Here is an 18,345-nt window from a genome sequence, read left to right on the forward strand (position 1 = left end):
CGATTTTACCTAACATTTAACAGAGATTATAGACGGAATGATTCTGAAGCTCACGGGCAATTGACCCATATTTTCACCATCCACATCAATGAAAATATCCTCTTCGGAGCTCGCTTCCAAGCTGGAAGCTGTTTTAGAAATTATTTTCGGCTGTCCTTCTGCTTGGCCTTTGTAGAGTTTGCCGAATTTAGCCAGAGTTTCCAAACGACCGATGTCTTCGATAATGAGAAGGTCGAACAAACCATCATCTAACTTTGCCTTAGGTGCAAACCACATCCCACCTCCTGCGTATTCTCCGTTCGCACAAACGATGATCCTACTTGTACAATCAATAGTCTCTTTATTGTTGATTTTAAGATGTACTTTTTTGTTTTTATATGTAAGAAGGCAGACCAGAGTATATAGGAAAAAAACTCCCTTACCTCCGATAAAATTGGCAAGTTTGGAACGATTGACCCGGTAAACAACTTCTCCACCCATTCCGAAATCGGCAAGGTTAATACTCATATACTTTCCGGTAGACTTGTCTTCCTTGGTATAGATGGTCTCAATCACATCTATCTTTCTAACTTTACCGTTTAATATCTGTTTGAGCGCCTCTTCCGGTTTTTTATTCACACGGAGTGATTTGATAAAATCATTTCCTCTACCCGCAGGGATCGGACTGAAAACGGCATCTTTGGAAATCAATTTTCCATTTTCAAAAAATCCGTTTACAATATTGGAAAGGGTTCCGTCCCCCCCAATTCCCACGATCCATTTCTGTCCTGCTTTGATCGATTTGGTGGCAATTTGACCTGCAGTTAAAGATGAAGTTGTCTCTTCGAAATCGTATTCAATCTTTTGTTTGTCCAATTCCAACTTAATTTTTTTCCAAACCTTTCCAGATATACCGCCGCCGGAAACAGGATTCAAGATGATCTTCATTTTCATACGGATTCGCCTTTTGTATTTGAATTGGGAGAGAATAAGCCGAAAAAGAGAACATGTTCCAATGTCTCTATATATGATTTTTCGCTTTTGATTTCTTTCAAAAAATGACCATCTAACAAGACTTCAACTGCTCCTCGGATCATTCCCCATGCCACAGCGACATTGGGATAAGCGCCTTTGCTATTGATCAGATTTTCCGCTCTTGCTTGTTTGTATATTTTCTCGAGCACATTTAGACGATTGCTGCGCTCATGAAACAGTTTCTCTCTCATCTCTTCAGAAACATTATTCAAGTTCATGCTATCGCCGCACTGTTTTGCAACAAGATACATGTTTTTATCACCTAAACAGTGTTCTACATAAGCACGGACAGCTCTCCGCGCCATCTCTAATCCGGTCGGTTCCTTTAATGCAACTTCCAATCTCTCTCGAAGACGAAGATAGTCTTCATATTGAATCCTGGCCATCAGATCGTCTTTACTTTTAAAGTGGAGATATATGGTTCCCCTTCCGATTTCAAGCTGTTTGGCGATATCATCCATCTTAACGGAAGACGGATGATTGATCTGAAAAAGTCCGATCGCAGTTGTGAGAATATTTAATTCCCTTTTCTCGAACTCTCTTTTTTTACGTTCGGATACTCCCATCTACTTTAAACCCAAGGTACCGCCCGGATTCATAATTCCTTTCGGATCCAACGATTTCTTAACTGCTGTCAAGGCTTGAATGGTGGATTCGCCTACTTCGGATTTCATCCAAGGTGCAAGCATTCTACCGATGCCATGATGGTGCGAAAGAGAACCGCCATTTTTATGAATGGTATCGATAATTCCCTTGTGAAAGGAAGTGAAGGAACCGATTTCATTTTTCACATCCATAGGGCTGAGAAAAATAAAATACAAATTGGCTCCATTTTCATATGCATGTGAAATATGAACCATACAGGAAGTATTCGGAAAACTTTTGATATATTTCCTTGTATTATCCCAGAGACCATATAACTCTGACCAGGTGACTGCCGTTTCCAAAGTATCGATCCGAATCCCTTCATCCATAAGAGAATCTCTCAAATAGGCACTGGAATATCTTTGATCCAACCATTTTTGAACGGGCGAAGACCCTGTCGAAAAACCACCACGTTTCTTTGCTATTTTTTTAATTTTTTTGAAAACAAACGCACTATAGTCAGGATCACCGTCAACGATAACGTGCATCAACGAACGACTATTTGGTTTATATCCCAGGAAAGTCAGAGTCTTGTCTGCAAAGCTACCTTCTACTCCGCTCATTTTAAAGGAAATATCGGTTTCTTCAGGGTCCTGGATACGGAAAAAGTGCGGTTTGCCGAATCCGCCTTGCATGACTTCCCTCATTGTTTCCACGGCAGATTGAAAATCTTTGAATATAAAAGAGCCCTTAGTAGAATTTTGAGGATCAAATTTGCGAATCTTCAAAGTAGCTTTTGTAATGACTCCGAAAATTCCCTCGCTGCCTAAAAAGAATTTGAACACATCCGGACCGATGGACGCGGCAGGATAAGGCTTGCTTTCGATCTTTCCGCTTGGTGTTATAGCTGTTAGCGCAAGAAGTATGTCTTCCATCTTCCCATAACCGGTAGATGCTTGTCCTGCACCTTTCGCGGCAATCCAACCACCTACTGTTGAAAATTCGAAAGATTGTGGGAAATGTCCGCAAGTGTAACCTTTCTCGTTGAGAAACGCCTCCAAAACAGGACCTTTAATACCTGCTTCGACTGTCACAGTGCTATCTATCGTATTGAATTCTATTACCTTATCCAATTTGGAAAGGTCAATCGATATACCGCCATTAGGCGCTTGTAATGCTTTCGTAACGCTGGAACCCGCACCGAAAGGAATAATCGGAAGTTTCAATTCATTTGCAAGCAAAACTAATTTTTGCACTTCTTCTTCGGATCTTGGATAAGCTACTGCTTCAGCGACATCCTCGAACTTGCCAAAACGAGCGTTATATATTTCAGTATAAAATTTGCCGATCGAATGTTTTGCCCGATCCAACGGATCAAGTTGAAAGGAATTGGGCCCTAAGATTTTTTTGAACTTTGTTATCGCACTTGTAGAAAGTTTTGATTTCCGCAGAGGTTTGATTTCCGAAACTCCTTTTGGAAAAGCAGACTTAAAATCGGAACTTACATTGAATTGTGATTCGATAAAGGATCTGGTATGTGATGGTAAGGAATGTTCGACTTCCGCACTTCCCCATTTATAAATATTTCGCGTAATTGCCATCTAAATATCTCGGTGTTTGAATTTTCACTAATTCTTGAACCACGTTCATTTTTTGACAAGGACTTTTTGCAAAAAGGCGAACATATTGAAAAAAAACAAATCTTTAAGTATACAAACGTCTGTTTTGTGGTAAAGAAGTTTTTGCAAGGGTTTAATCCCACGAACCACGCCTCCCCACCCAAAAGGGTGGGGGAATCGACGATTCACACACCCAATTCCTTTTGGTATTCTGCCCTTACCTTCTCCACAAAATCCTGATTCAAGATACCTTCGTTGTCAAACAACCTTACCAATATGTTTACGATCATCTGATCGTCTTCATAACCGGTGATCATCCATTCCAGTAGCTCAAAGACTACATCTAATGCAGGCTTGTTTATCCCTTCGGATGTTCCCTGTCCGATTTGAAAAATAAGGCGGTTTAAAGATTCAAAATCTCTCTCATTGATATATTTACGGATCTGTTCCGGATAACGGACCATAATACTCTGTTTGATTGCATTCGGAGTAAAATAAAATTCTTCTGCGGAAAATTTTGCGGCTAACTGATGAATCAGTTCTTTTTCTTCCCTACCTGTCTGAATCCAGACTTGCAGAAGTTTTTCACCAAACAGAGAATCGACGAAAGGAAGAAACGGAAACGGTTTTTTTTCGTTCATACGAACTGAAGGAGATTCACAACCCAGGCTCGTGGAAATTTTCCGCCTGGGTAAAATGAACTATTTCTTTGGAGGAACGACTGCGTCTTTACAAGTTTTGGATAAATTGAACTTAACAACTGTTTTAGCAGGGATTTGAATTGCTTCACCGGTTGCAGGGTTTCTTCCCTTTCTTTTCGGACGATTACGTTTTACAAGTTTACCCAATCCTGGGATTACGAATACCCCGTTCTTCTTTGTTTCCTTATATGCAAGTTCTACAAATGTATCAAGAAAAGCCGCGACAGCTTTTTTTGTTAATCCGGTTGACTCAGCAAGTTCGCTAAGCAATTCAGATTTTTTCAAGGGGGTAGGGGTTGCAGTTGCCATACTATAATTATCCTTATGCACCAATAAAAGGTTACACTATATTTCAATGATTGATTGGTTGGTACAAGCTATATTTTTTTTGGATACAACTTTTCTTCAATTTTCTTAGGAAATTGAAAGATTTTTTAAAAAAACCTTTATTTTCTTAAGGAAAATGCAATTTTCACCTAATCTTATGAGATCCTCTCCATACAAAAAGGTCATCGTTGTACAAAAACGTACAAAATACGAGTTAGACTTAGAAACATATGGGACTTTAATCAAGTATAAGGATGTCGCGAAAGAGAACGAAGATGTCTTATCTCGTACTCTGGAATCTCATGAAAGGCAATTGAAGTCTCGTGAGTTTCTCAAACGAAAAGTATTCCCGAATGCCGACTTTGTCTTTAGGGAAGAGTTTGATAACGGCTTGCATCTTGGAAATTATGATCTGATCGTTTCCCATGGAGGGGACAATCACTTCACTTACGTAGCTCATCAAACCGGAAAACTCCACTTAATCGGTTGTAATTCGGATCCTCAGTCCTCTGTCGGAGCTCTTCTTGGATTCACTGCGGAAGATTTGGAAAAAGCAGTAAATACCCAATTCAAAGATACCACCGTTGAAAAATGGTCACTCATCAAAACCACGATCCAATACCCGGATGGGAAGATCGTTCAAACTGTTCCCGCGATTTGCGAACTTTCCATCCGAAATAACAGCCCGGACCTTACATCCCGGTATTGGATTTCCTATGAAAACAGGAAAGAAGAACAAAAATGTTCAGGACTTTTAGTTTATACGGGAGCAGGTTCCACAGGTTGGATTTCTTCTTGTTCGCCTAGAAAATTTTCCTCTTTCTCAAAACATGAGTCCTATTTTCATGTATATGCCAGAGAGATTCGTGCCAAGATTTCGGACAAAGAGTTTTCCTTGGCAGATTTCCGGGCTTTAAATGAAGTGGAAGTAATATCGGAAATGAACGGTGGAATTGCAGTGGATTCTCTTACGGAAAGACACTATCCTTTCCCTCCATATTCGAAAGCTATATTTAGATTATCCGATGAAACGCTCTCTGTAGTGGTTCCAAGTAAATAGAGGACAAACTATGCAAGAATTACCATATGAAATAGATCACATTAGAATTAATGGTGCCGTTATTGTTCAGATCAAAGGAAGAATGGAGTCTGGTCCCTTGGACAAGATTACACAAACCATTTTAGATGAGATGAACCAAGTGGACCGAAGATTTTTAATTTTAGATTTTTCCGAGCTTCGTTATATTTCAAGCTTGGGGATTCGAATGATATTAGATGTAAAGATGAGTCTTCAAAAAAAATCAAAAGAGATGGCACTAGTAGGTGTTACTAGTTCCATTTTTCAAGTTTTTCACTTATTAGGATTATCAAACGCATTCCAATTTTTCCCTGATCGGGACGAGGCTCTCAAATCCTTAGAGGACAGCTCTAAGTAACAAATGGTTTCCCGTATTCCAATCTGGGTTGCGAATACGGTCTTAACCTCTTTCCTGTTTTTCTGTATCATGTTTTTTGTAGTTTCCAATGAAAATCGGAAGCTCCATCTGGCTTACAACCGATTGAACGATCCTCATTATGCAAATTTTGCAACAATCCAGGAAATTATAAGAGTAAAGAACAAGTTCCCTATTCTATATCAATGTCATTATACTTTTTTTTTGGAAAACGGAACCTTGGTCGAATCTTCAGAATCAATTCCTTACGAAATTTACAAAAAACTCAAGTTAGGTGACTCAATTCAGATCGCCAGTATTGAAACCAGCTTTTTCGGTAGGAAATTGGCACTTTCAAAAATTAAAAACAATACTGAGACCCCTCCCCTATTGGAAAACCTGGAACGATTTTTCAGAGGCGGAGTGGCTTTGTTTGCTATCCTTTCCGGATTATCTCTGCTATTTAGGGCTTGGGGATTGAAATCTCGAACTTATCCTTCCCCTCAAAAATAAGCTGCGATTGCCTTGCTTCTTGAAGATAAGATTCGGGATTTACGTCAAAACTTACAAAGCACATATATTTATCATATTTAACGACAAACATAAAATCACGTGCAGTTAGATGAGGCAGTTGACCCATAAAACCACGAACCCATTTGCTTTCTCTATAAACTTTTTCGTATTTGATATTTGAAGTATCGATTTTTTTGATATTTTCTTTTGCTTCTTTCGTAGTATCACGACTGACAATTTCTTTTTTTAAAGCTTTGATTAGATTGTACTCTAATTTCGCTTTTTTAAGAGGCTGGCTCTCTGCAATTGTTTTATAATAGTATTCATAAAACTCTTTATCTTGTCCTTCTTTTGCATCATGACCTTCTTCTACGGCAGAAGTTGCCTTATTAGGATTAACCGCATCCTGAGCAATGAGGGAGCTGGTGGCCAATCCCAGTGAAAGTGCTGTAATAAAAATTAGGGTAAATTTCATTCGTTCCATTAATTCTATTATCGGATTTTTGCATTTAGAATAGAATTAAAATTTTCGGTTTCCAAAAAGAGAAATAACCCTCATAACAGTAAAGAATGCCCCTTCAACCCCTCATTTCCTTCCAGGAGGAGTTCCTTTCGGGAAACCCGATCAGAAAGGAGTATATCCATTTTTCCGAGATTAATTGCCATGACCTGGATGTATGGATTGGAAGGATTTCCAGAACTGTTTCACTGGAATTTTTACATGAAATCCTATTTACCATCTTAAACGAGCTATTGGTCAATGCATGTAAGGCAAATGCAAAGAGAGTATTCTTCAAAGAAAGAGGCTTGAACATCCATCTAGAGACCGATTATTCCAAGGGAATTCCCATGTTTAAGGATGCTTTCGGCCACAACCGGAAAAGTATCTTTGCATTGTTGGATCATTCTTCTTATCAAATCTCTCTCGAAGCACAAAATTTTCCCAACTTTATAGAATTCAAAGTTCGAAATAACGCAAAAATTTTAAATGAAGAAAAAAACAGGATTGAAATCCGGGTTCAATCCTCGAGCAAATACAAGAACATCAACGATGCCTATAAAGAATCAGTGGACAACGAAGAAAGTTCGGGACTCGGCATCGTTCTAATTCATATACTTCTGCGCAATTCCGGTTTAAAAAATCAATTCTTCGAATTGATAACAATGGATGATTACACGGAAGTTATCATACGAATTCCTAAATTGTTGATTCCTTTGGAACAACAAAATCAAATTCGTAGCCTACTTCTCAAAGAAGTGGACGGCCTCCCTCCCCTTTCTCCTCAAATTCAGAAATTAATCCAACTTTCCAAAGATAAGGATGTGGATTGGCCGAAACTTGCTGCGGAAGTACAGAAGGAACCGGCGATCACTGCGGAAGTCCTGAAGATTGCAAATGCAGCTTTTTTCGGAGGACATACAAAAGTTACCCTTGTAGTAGACGCACTGAAACGGATCGGTCTTAAGAATATTGAAACCATATTTCTCGCATTAGGTGCCAGAAAAATAATGAATTCGCGTTATGCGAAACAAAAATCCGTTTGGGCCCACTCATTCAAAACCAGTTTATATTCAAGATTTCTCGGACAATCTGTGCACGATTTTGTAAGATATTCGGAAATAGCCCCGATTTGCGGATTATTGCATGATTTGGGTAGAATGGTATTGCTTTCTCTGGATCTGTCCATTATTCAACAAATCCGTGTTTTAAGAAGTGACGAAGCAAATGAAATATCCGAATGGGTGGAAGAATTCACATTAGGAATCACTCATTCCGACATCGGATATCTAATAGCAAAAAAGTGGAATTTCCCAGAAGAAGTAATCGACGTTATACGCTACCATCACAAACCCTGGCAGTGCAAATCCTCCAATTTATCCATTTGCAAAATGATTTATGTCAGTGACATTCTTGCAAATACGAATAGAGGTAAAGGGAACTACTATACGATTGAACCTGAAATACTTGAAAATTTTGGGATTCAAAGCGAAACTGAATTCAGATCTCTTCTTGAGCGCTTCAAAAACAAGTTTGAAGAACACAAAGATGAATTCGAAGAACTTTTCAACTAGGAGAATCTTATGTTTTGGAAAGAATTAATCAATCAGTCTGAAGAATTTCTGCAAGACCCGAACAACATCCGTCATTTCTCGCTAAAGGATCATCCTGAATTTCCTTATATCTCCGAATTGGAAGAAGAAGAAGTATTGGAGTTACTGAAAGAATTTCTAAGTTCGGAAAATCAAAAACTATCCATTGCAAATATGATGAGTTATGCGCCCGTTCTTGAAATAATGTTGATTAAAAAAAATCTACCTTCGATATTTGGCTAAGAATTTTCAAAATCCGTAACATTACTTTCTCCGTCCGCCCCCTCCCCGTCCAAATTCGTACTAAATTCGATTTTCTTAGCTACGGAATTTTCCATACTGGTAATCAATAGTTCATTTGTTTTTGCCAACCGATCTGCCATAATCGAAACCATCTTCGCAGCAAACTTCGGATTTTTGACTAAAAAATTCTCAAGCTGCTGTTTGCTTTCAATGGTCGCGAGCTCTGAACTCGTAACCGCTCTTGCTGTGGCACTTCTCGGGTTGGAACTGAAAAGAGCCATCTCACCGAAGAAGTCACCCGGTTTCATAAGAGCGAGTCTTGTCTGACTGTTGTTGACAGTAAAAAATATCTCAACATTCCCCTTGAGGATGATGTACATTGCATTATTCATCTCTCCTTCTTTGAAGATTCTTTGTCCGGCAGGAATGCTAATTTGACTCATTCTATGGAGACTCCTATATACATTTTTGGCATCTTTCCCCGAATTCTGAATTCATTTTCCTTTCTTTCTCCGACAGATTACCGGAATAATGAGAAAAAAGGAAGATTTTAATGTTTGAATGGGAATTATTCGGAATAGTACTAACTGGTTTTTATGCATTGCAAGTTTTGATTTTCAAAACTCCTTTTCAAGTCCCCGACTTTATCAATCAAAATACTAGAGATACAAGACTGGATCAAATCCGCGGATTCGCCATGATAGGAATTGTAATGATCCACATTCATTCTTATTTCTATTTCTTTCATCCGAAGGAACCGAATGTAACAAACTGGACCTTGCTCTTATCAAACTTAAGCCGTTTTTCTGTTCCCGTCTTTATATTCGGGTCTTCCCTTTATTTGAAGATCAAACCCGGCTACTGGAAAACGAAATTTACCAGTCTCGTTCTACCTTATACCTTCGCATCCGCCGTTGGCTATTTGATCAAATACAAAGAGTGGGCATTTTTGGATTTCGCTCTTAAACTGATAACCGGCCAAGTCTTTGCCCCTTATTATTTTGTCCCCTTACTCTTCCAATTTTACATTCTATTTTTCATACTCCCCTCTTTTTTAAAAGAAGGCAAATGGTTAACAATAACGGTAGTCCTGTTTCTATTTCTTAATTTTCTATCGAATATTAATGTTTTTAACGGGTTACTTCCGACTTGGTACGGACCTATCTCTATTTTAAACTACTTAGGTTTTTTCGGTCTGGGGCTTCTCCTCAAACAGGGAAGTTTTTCTCCAAAACACCTTCCCTCAAACCGATTTCAGATACTATCGGTTTCTATCGTTCTTTGCATTTCCGTATTGATTGTAGGATCACTTAGTTTTAATGGAATTGAGATAAAGAACCATCACCTTTTTTATCCGATCGCAATGGTGATTATTTTTCATTCGGTACTTTCAAATAACGAGAACTTACTCCTTGTCAAATTGGTCAGTTTTATCGGCAAAAACAGTCTTTTTATATTTTTAATTCATCCCTTCGTAATTCATACAATGCATTCTTGGGATCCGTATAGTTTTGGAGGACCGATACTAGGCTATCTGGTAACTTTATTTTTAAACCTTAGCATACCCAGCGTGATTGCTTTAATGATCAAAACCCTGCGGCAAAGGTTTTCAAATCAATGACGCCGCTTTCGCGAACTGATTTTAAAGCTTTAACATATTCTAAAAATACAGCAATTGAATACTGAAGCCTTTTCCTGATTCTCTCATCATCTTTGCTTTCAGGAATATCTTGGTTTAAAACCGCTTCAACGTGTCTTACAATCACATGATCGGGAATGTATACGATCCTGGAGTTTTTATAACTGGATGTTCTCAATTCATTATTAGGATATGCACCGCCCAAGCCGGAGGAAACGGTAATAATGATCCCCGGTTTATGAGCTAAATCGGTATTTGAAAAATATAAAAACATATTTTTCAAAGCAGGACTTGCCATTCCGTTGTATTCCGGACAAACCAGAACATATCCGTCCGAGTCCGAGATCCCTTTAGAGTATTCTTGCCATAAGCTTTTAAGATCTGATTCCTTTTCCCACATGTCAGGATTCCAAATGGGAAGAGGATTTTCACCTAAATCGAATAATAATGATTCCGTTACTCCGACTTGTTTTAATAGAAAATTGCAATAATTGGCGACTTTAGTTGATTGGGATTTTGTTCTTTGGCTTCCCGAAATCAACGAAATCTTCATTTAGTTCCGCCTTTCCCACCGTTTTTATTGCCTTTATAATTATTTCTTTTCCTACTTTTCCATTTTCTATTCGGATGATGCTGATTACCATGACCTTCCTTTCCATCACGATGTTTATTATGTTGGCTCTCGATTTTTTCCTGTGCAAACTTTTCCCGTTTGGCTTCTTTCTCTTTAAAGAACCGAATCTTCTCATCACCTTCGAGAGCAATGTATCCGAAAAGATAACCTGCAAGCAGACTATGTAATTTTTCCCATTGTTTCTTATCCAGATCACCGTATAAGGGATGGAATCCGAAGGGACCTGAATGCAATTTGAAAGCAGTGATTGCTGTTTTCAATCTGGTCTCTGCAAGTTTTTCTTCGCCTGATTCTTTCTTCTGAGGAAATCCGAAAATCTGATTTGCCTTTGTGAAACTTCCCGAAGTCAAAAGTTTTGCAAATTTATATTTACCGATAAATCTTGCAAATAAGCCCGCACGATTTGAATCAGTAGCTGATTGAATGGACGATTCTATTTGAGCCGATATAAAATCAAAAATCTGAAAAACAGTTAAATCATATTTAGGTTTTCGATCACACGCAAGTATGATTCCCAATTCATTTTCAACATCACCAAGTTGTTTAAATTTTAGCAAGGTTTTCATTAAGCCGCCTTAAGTTATATTATTCCGTACTTTTTTTTCAAACCGTTTAGCTCACGATGAAAGCTTTCCCGTGCCTTGACGGTCAGCCCATTGAGATCCACAGTTATCTTGAGTTTAGCGGAGACGGGTGAAATCATTTCACCCCCCCTATTCTCTTTGTTTTTCAAAACCGATTCTAAATTTTTCACTGAAGTCGGCTTACCTGCAATAATCATTTCCATGACTGTTTTCTGGTCAAGCCTGGCAATGGAACTCAATTGTTTCACATACCTTTCAGTGTAACCGAGAAGTATGGAGACTTCCTCGGCCGTTTTCTTTTTCTCTTTTCTCAAATATTGGATCGCTTTCCCGACTTCCCATGGATTGAGGTTTTTACGTTTTTCGTTTTCAGCAAGAGCCATCTCGTAACAGATTTCTTCATCGGCATCGGTTACAGTAGCCTGAATTTCCTTCCATCCGAGTTTAATTGCCGCACGATATCTTCTTTCTCCGGCAACAATCCAGTATTTGTTCTTATCCTTACGAATTAAAATCGGTTCAAGTAACCCCAACCTATCCATAGATTGGACGAGATCTTCGACATCTTCCTTACCGATAATTCTCGGTTGAATCGGATTTGGGAAAATTTGAGCTAACTCGAAGAAAGAAGGATGTTTCTTTTTCTCAGTGTAAGCCGAGATTAAATCCAAAGCTTGAAATTCAGTTTTTTTCGACATGAATTCTCCCCTTTACTTCAGAAGCGAGTTCTTTAAAATTCTTTAGAGTGGCGCTATCTATCTTTGAAAGAAGAGACATTTTTGCCTGAGCCTGCGGAATGGATTCTCTTCTATAAATAGCAGTTTCAAAAACAGGGAAATATTTCTTTATTCCTTCAGCCAGACCGGACAATGCCTTCTGACCCTCATATTGATTCAAGACAGCTCCCAATAATTTGAGGCGAGGATTCGCCTTCTTTTGAATCTTTGTTATGGTTTCATGAAGATCCTTGATTCCCTGCAAACTGAATGCCCGGGTCTGGATAGGTACCAATATGAAATCTGCGCATAATAACGCATTCTCTAAAATCAACCCTAAAGAAGGAGGGCAATCGATAATGATATATTCATATTCGGAACGAACAGGGAGCAAAGCCTCCTTCAAAAGCTCAAAATCATCTCTTTCATAAGGTGTCGTCAGATTTGCAAGTTCAAGTGCGGAAGGGACCAAATCGAAATTTGCTGAAATATTAAATATGATATTTTTAATGGAAATTTTCTTTCTACCTCTGTATCCCAAACATTCCATAATGGAAGGAGCGTCTTCTTTTAAAAAAAGCTGAGTCGCATTCGCTTGCGGATCCCAATCAACAAGCAAAACCTTATGATCTTGAGAAAGTGCTTCGGCAAGATACAAACTGATAGTAGTTTTCCCCTCCCCTCCTTTCTGATTTGAAATCGCAATGATATGCGAATCAAAATCTTCACTTTCAGATCCATTAAAATATTTTTCAAGATTTCCCAACTTGAATTTTCCGGTTTTCCATCCCGGAATTTTTAATCCTTCGGCTTTCTCTCTGAATTTTGCCAAGCTTAGCTTGGCAAAAGAGGCTGCCTCTTCCCAAGAATATTCTCTGTTGCTACCGGACATCGTTTACCTTTCTAAAATTCATATTGTTGATCCCTGCTGTCAATTTAATTATGTCTCTAAGGGGTGAAACCATTTCACCCCTTAGAGGATTTAGGAATTTACAGTTTAGTAGGTTTTAAAAACATTAAGATGGTGCTCCGAAATCGAAATATATTTGTTTTATTTTTAATTTTATTCACCTTTTCGCCAATTAAATCGGAAGTCGTTTGGGGACCTAGTTTAGAAAGAAACGGCGGAGAGTTTATTTTCGAAACAGGAAATAGATTTCCGAATCTTTCCGGAATCAGAGGTGGTTCCCGGATCTCATTTCCGAGAAATTCAACGATGTTCGGGATCTTCGGAGCTTACTCTGAAGGCAAATGGGAAATCAGAGGAGCACTCAAAACAACCGGATGGACTCAAAATTCAGGACAAGCGAGAGACGAAGATTTCCTTTTGGCAACAACTGCGCAGGAACAAACTACAAATGTTGCAACAAGGGAATGGAGTTATCATGACTCTGCAAGCGTATTCTCCGGTTCCAGAAACTTTGCCGACGGAATCGGAAAATCAAGCATTACAGAAAACCGAGTAGAAGCTTTTGCCAGATATTATTTTCAAACCGCAAGCCCGAATTATTGGACCCAAGGAAGCGGTTTCTTTTTGACTGCCGGTGCAAGATACTCTTACTTCAAATATATATTTTACGATGTAAATCAATTCATTGATTCAAGACCCGTATTCTATGCTCCCATCGGTCTCGGCTTAAGTTATTCAAATAATCTCAATGAATATTTTTACGGATTCGGGTATAGGAATTCGTTTGAAAATTTTTATTTCGATTTTTCTTTTATGCCGTCAATCGGAAGGATCACCACCAGAGATTTTCATGTTCAACGTTCCATCAATTTTCTATCGGATAATATAGGCGTGGGATTTCAAATGAGTAACGAAATAGGTTACAAATTCAACGATTCCTGGCTGACCTACATACGGCTGACTCATAGAAGATTTTTTTCCGAGGGAAAGTTTAAAGCCCGGGGAGGATTATCTTATGACGATGTACTTTCCAATTTCGTAGGAGGGTTTAAATCACATATCAATATCAAAGATTTTTCCATTGAAATTGCAGCGCTCAATCGGGTGAATTGGAGCATTCCCAGAGAGGGGGCATCTCCAAGCAGTGAATAAAATGCTGAAACAAGACACATTCAACTATCCAGGTTTAGACATTCCTTATGAATTGAAACAGATTAGAGGAAAAAATGTTTCCATTACGGTATATCCGAACAATAGAGTCGTGGTCCGTCATCCCAAAAGAGTTTCAAAAACTTTTCTCGGGAATTTTATGGAAGAAAGAAAAGCCTGGGTATGGGATCAGTATAAAAACAATAAGGCGAATAATCCCCAAAAGACCAATTTTCAAACCGGTGAAATTCTTCCCATTTTCGGACAAAACAGAAAGATAAAATGGTTTGAAGATAAAGACTCAAAACTGATAGATACTGAAATCATCTTTAGCAATAAAGGATTTAGAAGTCAAAAAGGAAAGGAAAACAAAGCTAAATCCTTTCTAAAACAAATTCTGCTGGAGCAGATAACTCCTATCGTAGACAAAACCGCAGCGAAATTAAGCACAAAAAAATACTCGGTCAAAGTAAGAACGATGAAATCACTTTGGGGAAGCTGTTCTCCCGACAACGATCTTACTTTTAACCTAGGTCTGGTTCACTGCCCGGACTTTGTAATCAAATATGTTGTCATCCATGAAGTCTCACATACGAAAGAACACAACCATTCGAATAAGTTTTGGGAAATTGTAAACAAACTCGATCCGGAGTATACAAAGGCTGAAAAATGGATAAAAACCAACGGTCCTAAAATGTTGTGTTACTTAAATTGATCTTAAGTGAAAGAAGATAAAATAAAAATCCTTTTCGTTTGTCTCGGAAATATCTGCCGTTCCCCCGCAGCAGAGGGAGCTTTTCAAAACCTAATTCATAAAGAAAATCTTAGTAATCTATTTATCATAGATTCCGCAGGAACAGCAGGCTACCATGATGGAGAACTTGCTGATCCAAGGACACGAAAAGTGGCAAAAGCCAGAAATATACAATTAACCCATATCTCTCGTAAATTCATTAAGCAGGATTTTCAAAGATTCGATTATATTCTGGTGATGGATCATGGTAATTTTAAGGCCGTTCGATCACTCGCAACGGATGAATCTCATAATCAGAAGATTCATTTCTTTCGCTCTTTTGAAGAAGGCCAATTCAAAAATGCGGAAGTGCCCGATCCGTACTACGGAGATTTGGAAGCATTTGAAAATGTACAGAATATAGCCGAAAACGCTTCGGTCGGATTTCTAAAATTTCTGAAATCAGAGCATCAAATTTTATCTAATTAATAAGAGGCAATATGTCAGACAAAAAAAAAGTAATTATCGTCGGTGCCGGATTCGGTGGATTACAGGTAATTAAATCTCTGAAAAATCTTCCTGAATTCGATATAACCGTTATCGACAAAACCAATCATCATCTCTTTCAGCCTTTATTGTACCAAGTAGCTACCGCAGTACTTTCTCCTGCCGATATAGCAATTCCGTCCAGATCGATCACTACCGATTATAAAAATGTAAAAATTCTCATGGGTTATGTGGAAAAAATCGATTTCGAAAACAAAAAAGTCCATTTTAACAATAAATCGGAATCCTATGATTATCTCGTCCTATCATTGGGAGCTCAAACAAGTTATTTCGGCAATGATGACTGGAAAAACTACACTCTAGGTTTAAAGAATTTGAAAGACGCATTGGAAATCCGACATAGACTGCTTCTCTCTTTTGAAGAAGCCGAACTGTCCGGAGATCCCGAAGTTGCAAAAAGACTACTCAATTATGTTATCATCGGTGGCGGACCGACTGGCGTAGAGTTAGCTGGTTCGATAGCAGAGTTGTCCCATAATATAATCAGAAAGGATTTCAGACTTATAGATCCCGCCATGTCCAAAGTGACCTTAATTGAAGCCGGACCCAGACTCCTCTCCAATTTCGACGAATCTTTGAGTTTGTTTACAAAGAAAAAATTGGAAGCCAGAGGAGTGGAAGTTCTTTTGAATTCCCCGGTCGAGTCCATCGACTCGGAAGCAGTTTACCTTCTGGATAAAAAAATAAAATCCAAAACAATCATCTGGGCGGCAGGCGTGGAAGCTGCCTCTCTGACAAAAACTTTCCCATTTGAAAAGGATAGGGGAGGGCGGATTTTCGTGGATCAGAATTGTCTGGTCAAAGGTCAGGATTCCGTTTTTGCCATAGGAGATGTTGCCAATTTTTCCGAAAATCTGCAAAGGCCTTTGCCGGGAGTTTCGCCCGTTGCAATGCAACAAGGAAGATATGTGGCCAAATACCTGCGAAACGTACTGCAGAACAAAAAGACAAAAGGTTTCAAATATACCGACAAAGGTAATATGGCGACAATCGGAAGAAAAGACGCCGTTGCAGAGTTAGGTGTCATAAAGATGAAAGGATTTATAGGATGGCTCGGATGGCTTTTTGTTCACCTTGTCTATCAGGTCGGATTTAAAAACAAATTCAGCACACTCACCAGCTGGGTATGGAGTTATCTGACATTCAGAGCAGGCGCGCGCCTCATTCAGGAAGATATCAAAACAAAATAAACTAACCGAAAGTAATCAATTTGAACGGAGATTATACTGGTTTTTTTTTGCCTCCGCTTCACATCTTTTATTCGTAATCTCCGTAACAATCGCATACGAAACAGGCGCATCTTCTTTAACCGTCGGTTTATTGTACAAATTCAGCAGAGGAACCATATAAGTATAAGCTCTCTTTCTTTGAGATTTACACTCTTCTAACATCTGCTCTTCTTTAGATAACATACAGGAAAACAAAAAAAATACAAATAATAACAATCTCATCTGAATGATTAAGGATTCGGGAAATTGATCTCTGATTTCAACGATTCATATAACGTTTGCTCGTTTGTATTCAAAAGATTCAAATTTGCCTCAATCAAATTCAAGTCCTCTCTTGCTTTGTCAAACTGTTGCTTTTTATACTCCGGCTTATGAGTCACCTTTAAGGCGATTTCACCTTTATAACCGGTATCACCGCTTGCCTCTTTGATAATCGAATTGGCGCGTTTGAGCAGAATGGAAATTTTATTTTTTTCACCGTCAGAGGACTTGAAATTTGTAATGGCTTCACTATAAAGTTGGATTTTTTTTCTATGAATGTCCGTCTTTTCCGCTTTAGAAGAACAATCCGTAAAAGATGAACAAAGTTTTTTGGCGTTCCCATCCTGGGCAAAAAGAGAAAGCCCAAAACATAAACTGGCAACGAATATCCGGATTTTTTTCATAGCGATATTCTTCCTTGCTCATCATTACCTAGCAATCATTTTTATTAAATCTAGTTTGCAGTTTAGATTAGGTTTGTAAAAAAGAGAGAGATACCTATGTCTCAAATTACCATCCATACCAAATTTCATACAATCGAAGGGCGAGAGTGGGGCAACCCGCAAGGCAAACCGATTCTTGCATTTCACGGATGGCTTGATAATGCAAATTCATTTGAACCATTGGCAAAATACTTTCCTGATCACAGATTTATCGCAATTGATTTTCCCGGACATGGAAAATCCAGCCATAAACCGGTAGGAGCATTATATCATTTTGCGGAATACGCAATGGATATTGTTTCCATTGCAAACAGTCTCGCTTTGGAAAACTTCATTCTATTGGGACATTCAATGGGTGCCGCCGTATCAACGTTAGTTGCAGGAACCGGATTACTTTCCCTTGAAAAACTAATTTTGATTGAAGCGATCGGCCCGATTACGAATCCGAATGAAACTGCTCCTGAAATACTTACGGAAGCGATCAAACAAGTCCTCCATCCGAGAGGAAAAAAAGAAACCTATTTCCCGGATTGGGAGTCTGCCGTTGCCGTAAGGATGCGGGCGGGAGATATGTCCAAAGAATCTGTAGAAAGACTTATGGAAAGGGGACTTGAAAAAACCCCGAAAGGACTAAAGCCGAGAAGGGATCTCCGTTTGCATTACAATTCCTTCTTCCGACTGACAGATGACCAGGTTGTTTCCTTTTGCAGAAAAATCCCATGTCCAACTTTGTTGATATTAGGCGACAAATCCGTTTATCCGCTTTCGGAGAGATTTACGGCAAGAAAAGAAGCGATTCCGAATTTCAAACAAATCATTCTGCCCGGAGGTCATCATCTTCATATGGATAACCCGGAACCAGTATCTAAAGAAATTTTGGATTTTTTACATCCCCGAACACCATGAAATCATTTCACCCCCCCCAAAGAATAATAAAGGATTAGACTAAAAATA

24 protein-coding genes are annotated in these 18,345 nt (G+C 38.7%); 11 read left to right on the top strand and 13 right to left on the bottom strand.

The window, feature by feature from the left end; genetic code table 11:
* Positions 1-9 precede the first annotated feature (9 nt).
* The 5 genes from EHS11_RS00645 to EHS11_RS00665 form a co-directional block, all read right to left on the bottom strand.
* Positions 10-927 (bottom strand): diacylglycerol/lipid kinase family protein, encoded by a 918-nt coding sequence (locus tag EHS11_RS00645; protein ID WP_246047474.1) that lies wholly within the window; start codon positions 925-927, stop codon positions 10-12.
* 2 nt (positions 928-929) lie between these two features.
* A complete protein-coding gene (locus EHS11_RS00650; protein ID WP_135762491.1) occupies positions 930-1,580 on the bottom strand; it encodes a TetR/AcrR family transcriptional regulator in 651 nt (216 codons plus the stop codon).
* Entirely contained in the window at positions 1,581-3,200 is a 1,620-nt protein-coding gene (locus tag EHS11_RS00655; RefSeq protein ID WP_135762492.1) for an FAD-binding oxidoreductase, read from the bottom strand.
* A 203-nt stretch (positions 3,201-3,403) separates the two neighbouring features.
* The gene (locus EHS11_RS00660) at positions 3,404-3,859 is read right to left on the bottom strand and encodes a VanZ family protein (protein WP_135762493.1); all 456 of its coding nucleotides are present in this window, start codon (positions 3,857-3,859) and stop codon (positions 3,404-3,406) included.
* A gap of 60 nt (positions 3,860-3,919) precedes the next feature.
* Positions 3,920-4,228, bottom strand: coding sequence for an HU family DNA-binding protein (locus tag EHS11_RS00665; RefSeq protein ID WP_109022414.1), 309 nt, complete (start codon positions 4,226-4,228; stop codon positions 3,920-3,922).
* A gap of 154 nt (positions 4,229-4,382) precedes the next feature.
* On the opposite strand from EHS11_RS00665, the gene EHS11_RS00670 reads away from it, so the two are divergent.
* The 3 genes from EHS11_RS00670 to EHS11_RS00675 are packed head-to-tail and all read left to right on the top strand — an operon-like array spanning position 4,383 to position 6,192.
* Positions 4,383-5,306: a diacylglycerol kinase catalytic domain-containing protein gene (locus EHS11_RS00670; protein ID WP_246047476.1), complete on the top strand. Its 924-nt coding sequence runs from the start codon at positions 4,383-4,385 to the stop codon at positions 5,304-5,306.
* Positions 5,307-5,316: 10 nt separating this feature from the next.
* Complete coding sequence (locus EHS11_RS20045; RefSeq protein WP_246047478.1) at positions 5,317-5,682, top strand: STAS domain-containing protein; 366 nt, start codon at positions 5,317-5,319, stop codon at positions 5,680-5,682.
* A gap of 3 nt (positions 5,683-5,685) precedes the next feature.
* Positions 5,686-6,192 carry a hypothetical protein gene (locus tag EHS11_RS00675; RefSeq protein WP_135762494.1) on the top strand — a complete coding sequence of 169 codons (507 nt, stop codon included), beginning with the start codon at positions 5,686-5,688 and terminating at the stop codon, positions 6,190-6,192.
* Here EHS11_RS00675 and EHS11_RS00680 read toward each other — a convergent pair.
* A complete protein-coding gene (locus EHS11_RS00680) occupies positions 6,143-6,676 on the bottom strand; it encodes a hypothetical protein (RefSeq protein WP_135762495.1) in 534 nt (177 codons plus the stop codon). The genes EHS11_RS00675 and EHS11_RS00680 overlap by 50 nt on opposite strands.
* 86 nt (positions 6,677-6,762) lie before the next feature.
* Between EHS11_RS00680 and EHS11_RS00685 the strand changes: the two genes are divergently transcribed.
* Positions 6,763-8,265, top strand: coding sequence for an HDOD domain-containing protein (locus tag EHS11_RS00685; RefSeq protein ID WP_135762496.1), 1,503 nt, complete (start codon positions 6,763-6,765; stop codon positions 8,263-8,265).
* Positions 8,266-8,274: 9 nt separating this feature from the next.
* Entirely contained in the window at positions 8,275-8,526 is a 252-nt protein-coding gene (locus tag EHS11_RS00690; RefSeq protein WP_135762497.1) for a hypothetical protein, read from the top strand.
* On the opposite strand, the gene EHS11_RS00695 is transcribed toward EHS11_RS00690, so the two are convergent.
* Positions 8,523-8,969, bottom strand: a complete 447-nt coding sequence (locus tag EHS11_RS00695) for a Crp/Fnr family transcriptional regulator (protein WP_135762498.1) — start codon at positions 8,967-8,969, stop codon at positions 8,523-8,525. The two genes, EHS11_RS00690 and EHS11_RS00695, sit on opposite strands and share 4 nt — an antisense overlap.
* Before the next feature lie 110 nt (positions 8,970-9,079).
* On the opposite strand from EHS11_RS00695, the gene EHS11_RS00700 reads away from it, so the two are divergent.
* Entirely contained in the window at positions 9,080-10,147 is a 1,068-nt protein-coding gene (locus EHS11_RS00700) for an acyltransferase family protein (RefSeq protein WP_135762499.1), read from the top strand.
* On the opposite strand, the gene EHS11_RS00705 is transcribed toward EHS11_RS00700, so the two are convergent.
* Genes EHS11_RS00705 through EHS11_RS00720 form a run of 4 tightly spaced genes read right to left on the bottom strand, consistent with a single transcriptional unit; the run spans position 10,113 to position 12,991 of the window.
* Complete coding sequence (locus EHS11_RS00705) at positions 10,113-10,718, bottom strand: NADPH-dependent FMN reductase (protein ID WP_135762500.1); 606 nt, start codon at positions 10,716-10,718, stop codon at positions 10,113-10,115. The two genes, EHS11_RS00700 and EHS11_RS00705, sit on opposite strands and share 35 nt — an antisense overlap.
* Positions 10,715-11,365, bottom strand: a complete 651-nt coding sequence (locus EHS11_RS00710; protein ID WP_135762501.1) for a DUF1569 domain-containing protein — start codon at positions 11,363-11,365, stop codon at positions 10,715-10,717. The genes EHS11_RS00705 and EHS11_RS00710 overlap by 4 nt, the downstream gene beginning before the upstream one ends.
* Positions 11,366-11,379: 14 nt before the next feature.
* Positions 11,380-12,081 (bottom strand): ParB/RepB/Spo0J family partition protein, encoded by a 702-nt coding sequence (locus EHS11_RS00715; protein ID WP_135762502.1) that lies wholly within the window; start codon positions 12,079-12,081, stop codon positions 11,380-11,382.
* On the bottom strand, positions 12,065-12,991 hold the full coding sequence (locus EHS11_RS00720; protein ID WP_135762503.1) for a ParA family protein: 927 nt from the start codon (positions 12,989-12,991) through the stop codon (positions 12,065-12,067). The genes EHS11_RS00715 and EHS11_RS00720 overlap by 17 nt, the downstream gene beginning before the upstream one ends.
* Positions 12,992-13,120: 129 nt before the next feature.
* Between EHS11_RS00720 and EHS11_RS00725 the strand changes: the two genes are divergently transcribed.
* From EHS11_RS00725 to EHS11_RS00740, 4 genes are read left to right on the top strand one after another with little or no spacing between them, the layout of a single operon-like run.
* The gene (locus EHS11_RS00725; RefSeq protein WP_210413599.1) at positions 13,121-14,161 is read left to right on the top strand and encodes a putative porin; all 1,041 of its coding nucleotides are present in this window, start codon (positions 13,121-13,123) and stop codon (positions 14,159-14,161) included.
* A gap of 1 nt (position 14,162) precedes the next feature.
* Positions 14,163-14,873 (top strand): M48 family metallopeptidase, encoded by a 711-nt coding sequence (locus EHS11_RS00730; protein ID WP_135762504.1) that lies wholly within the window; start codon positions 14,163-14,165, stop codon positions 14,871-14,873.
* Positions 14,874-14,879: 6 nt separating this feature from the next.
* A complete protein-coding gene (locus tag EHS11_RS00735) occupies positions 14,880-15,380 on the top strand; it encodes a low molecular weight protein-tyrosine-phosphatase (RefSeq protein ID WP_135762505.1) in 501 nt (166 codons plus the stop codon).
* 11 nt (positions 15,381-15,391) lie between these two features.
* Positions 15,392-16,648, top strand: coding sequence for an NAD(P)/FAD-dependent oxidoreductase (locus EHS11_RS00740; protein ID WP_135762506.1), 1,257 nt, complete (start codon positions 15,392-15,394; stop codon positions 16,646-16,648).
* A 15-nt stretch (positions 16,649-16,663) separates the two neighbouring features.
* Here the strand turns inward: EHS11_RS00740 and EHS11_RS00745 are convergent, their stop codons facing one another.
* The gene (locus EHS11_RS00745) at positions 16,664-16,849 is read right to left on the bottom strand and encodes a hypothetical protein (RefSeq protein ID WP_135762507.1); all 186 of its coding nucleotides are present in this window, start codon (positions 16,847-16,849) and stop codon (positions 16,664-16,666) included.
* Positions 16,850-16,917: 68 nt separating this feature from the next.
* Complete coding sequence (locus EHS11_RS00750) at positions 16,918-17,352, bottom strand: hypothetical protein (RefSeq protein ID WP_246047480.1); 435 nt, start codon at positions 17,350-17,352, stop codon at positions 16,918-16,920.
* 96 nt (positions 17,353-17,448) lie between these two features.
* On the opposite strand from EHS11_RS00750, the gene EHS11_RS00755 reads away from it, so the two are divergent.
* Positions 17,449-18,297 carry an alpha/beta fold hydrolase gene (locus EHS11_RS00755; protein WP_135762508.1) on the top strand — a complete coding sequence of 283 codons (849 nt, stop codon included), beginning with the start codon at positions 17,449-17,451 and terminating at the stop codon, positions 18,295-18,297.
* The last annotated feature ends 48 nt before the right edge of the window (positions 18,298-18,345 follow it).

The organism is Leptospira ilyithenensis, assembly GCF_004771005.1.
In the GTDB taxonomy this organism is placed as follows: domain Bacteria; phylum Spirochaetota; class Leptospiria; order Leptospirales; family Leptospiraceae; genus Leptospira_A; species Leptospira_A ilyithenensis.

Excerpts from the sequence above, each read along its gene's own strand:
- EHS11_RS00645 (WP_246047474.1), bottom strand. The coding sequence starts at position 927 with ATGAAGATCATCTTGAATCCTGTTTCCGGCGGCGGTATATCTGGAAAG.
- EHS11_RS00650 (WP_135762491.1), bottom strand. The coding sequence starts at position 1,580 with ATGGGAGTATCCGAACGTAAAAAAAGAGAGTTCGAGAAAAGGGAATTA.
- EHS11_RS00655 (WP_135762492.1), bottom strand. The coding sequence starts at position 3,200 with ATGGCAATTACGCGAAATATTTATAAATGGGGAAGTGCGGAAGTCGAA.
- EHS11_RS00660 (WP_135762493.1), bottom strand. The coding sequence starts at position 3,859 with ATGAACGAAAAAAAACCGTTTCCGTTTCTTCCTTTCGTCGATTCTCTG.
- EHS11_RS00665 (WP_109022414.1), bottom strand. The coding sequence starts at position 4,228 with ATGGCAACTGCAACCCCTACCCCCTTGAAAAAATCTGAATTGCTTAGC.
- EHS11_RS00670 (WP_246047476.1), top strand. The coding sequence starts at position 4,383 with ATGCAATTTTCACCTAATCTTATGAGATCCTCTCCATACAAAAAGGTC.
- EHS11_RS20045 (WP_246047478.1), top strand. The coding sequence starts at position 5,317 with ATGCAAGAATTACCATATGAAATAGATCACATTAGAATTAATGGTGCC.
- EHS11_RS00675 (WP_135762494.1), top strand. The coding sequence starts at position 5,686 with ATGGTTTCCCGTATTCCAATCTGGGTTGCGAATACGGTCTTAACCTCT.
- EHS11_RS00680 (WP_135762495.1), bottom strand. The coding sequence starts at position 6,676 with ATGGAACGAATGAAATTTACCCTAATTTTTATTACAGCACTTTCACTG.
- EHS11_RS00685 (WP_135762496.1), top strand. The coding sequence starts at position 6,763 with ATGCCCCTTCAACCCCTCATTTCCTTCCAGGAGGAGTTCCTTTCGGGA.
- EHS11_RS00690 (WP_135762497.1), top strand. The coding sequence starts at position 8,275 with ATGTTTTGGAAAGAATTAATCAATCAGTCTGAAGAATTTCTGCAAGAC.
- EHS11_RS00695 (WP_135762498.1), bottom strand. The coding sequence starts at position 8,969 with ATGAGTCAAATTAGCATTCCTGCCGGACAAAGAATCTTCAAAGAAGGA.
- EHS11_RS00700 (WP_135762499.1), top strand. The coding sequence starts at position 9,080 with ATGTTTGAATGGGAATTATTCGGAATAGTACTAACTGGTTTTTATGCA.
- EHS11_RS00705 (WP_135762500.1), bottom strand. The coding sequence starts at position 10,718 with ATGAAGATTTCGTTGATTTCGGGAAGCCAAAGAACAAAATCCCAATCA.
- EHS11_RS00710 (WP_135762501.1), bottom strand. The coding sequence starts at position 11,365 with ATGAAAACCTTGCTAAAATTTAAACAACTTGGTGATGTTGAAAATGAA.
- EHS11_RS00715 (WP_135762502.1), bottom strand. The coding sequence starts at position 12,081 with ATGTCGAAAAAAACTGAATTTCAAGCTTTGGATTTAATCTCGGCTTAC.
- EHS11_RS00720 (WP_135762503.1), bottom strand. The coding sequence starts at position 12,991 with ATGTCCGGTAGCAACAGAGAATATTCTTGGGAAGAGGCAGCCTCTTTT.
- EHS11_RS00725 (WP_210413599.1), top strand. The coding sequence starts at position 13,121 with ATGGTGCTCCGAAATCGAAATATATTTGTTTTATTTTTAATTTTATTC.
- EHS11_RS00730 (WP_135762504.1), top strand. The coding sequence starts at position 14,163 with ATGCTGAAACAAGACACATTCAACTATCCAGGTTTAGACATTCCTTAT.
- EHS11_RS00740 (WP_135762506.1), top strand. The coding sequence starts at position 15,392 with ATGTCAGACAAAAAAAAAGTAATTATCGTCGGTGCCGGATTCGGTGGA.
- EHS11_RS00745 (WP_135762507.1), bottom strand. The coding sequence starts at position 16,849 with ATGTTAGAAGAGTGTAAATCTCAAAGAAAGAGAGCTTATACTTATATG.
- EHS11_RS00750 (WP_246047480.1), bottom strand. The coding sequence starts at position 17,352 with ATGAAAAAAATCCGGATATTCGTTGCCAGTTTATGTTTTGGGCTTTCT.
- EHS11_RS00755 (WP_135762508.1), top strand. The coding sequence starts at position 17,449 with ATGTCTCAAATTACCATCCATACCAAATTTCATACAATCGAAGGGCGA.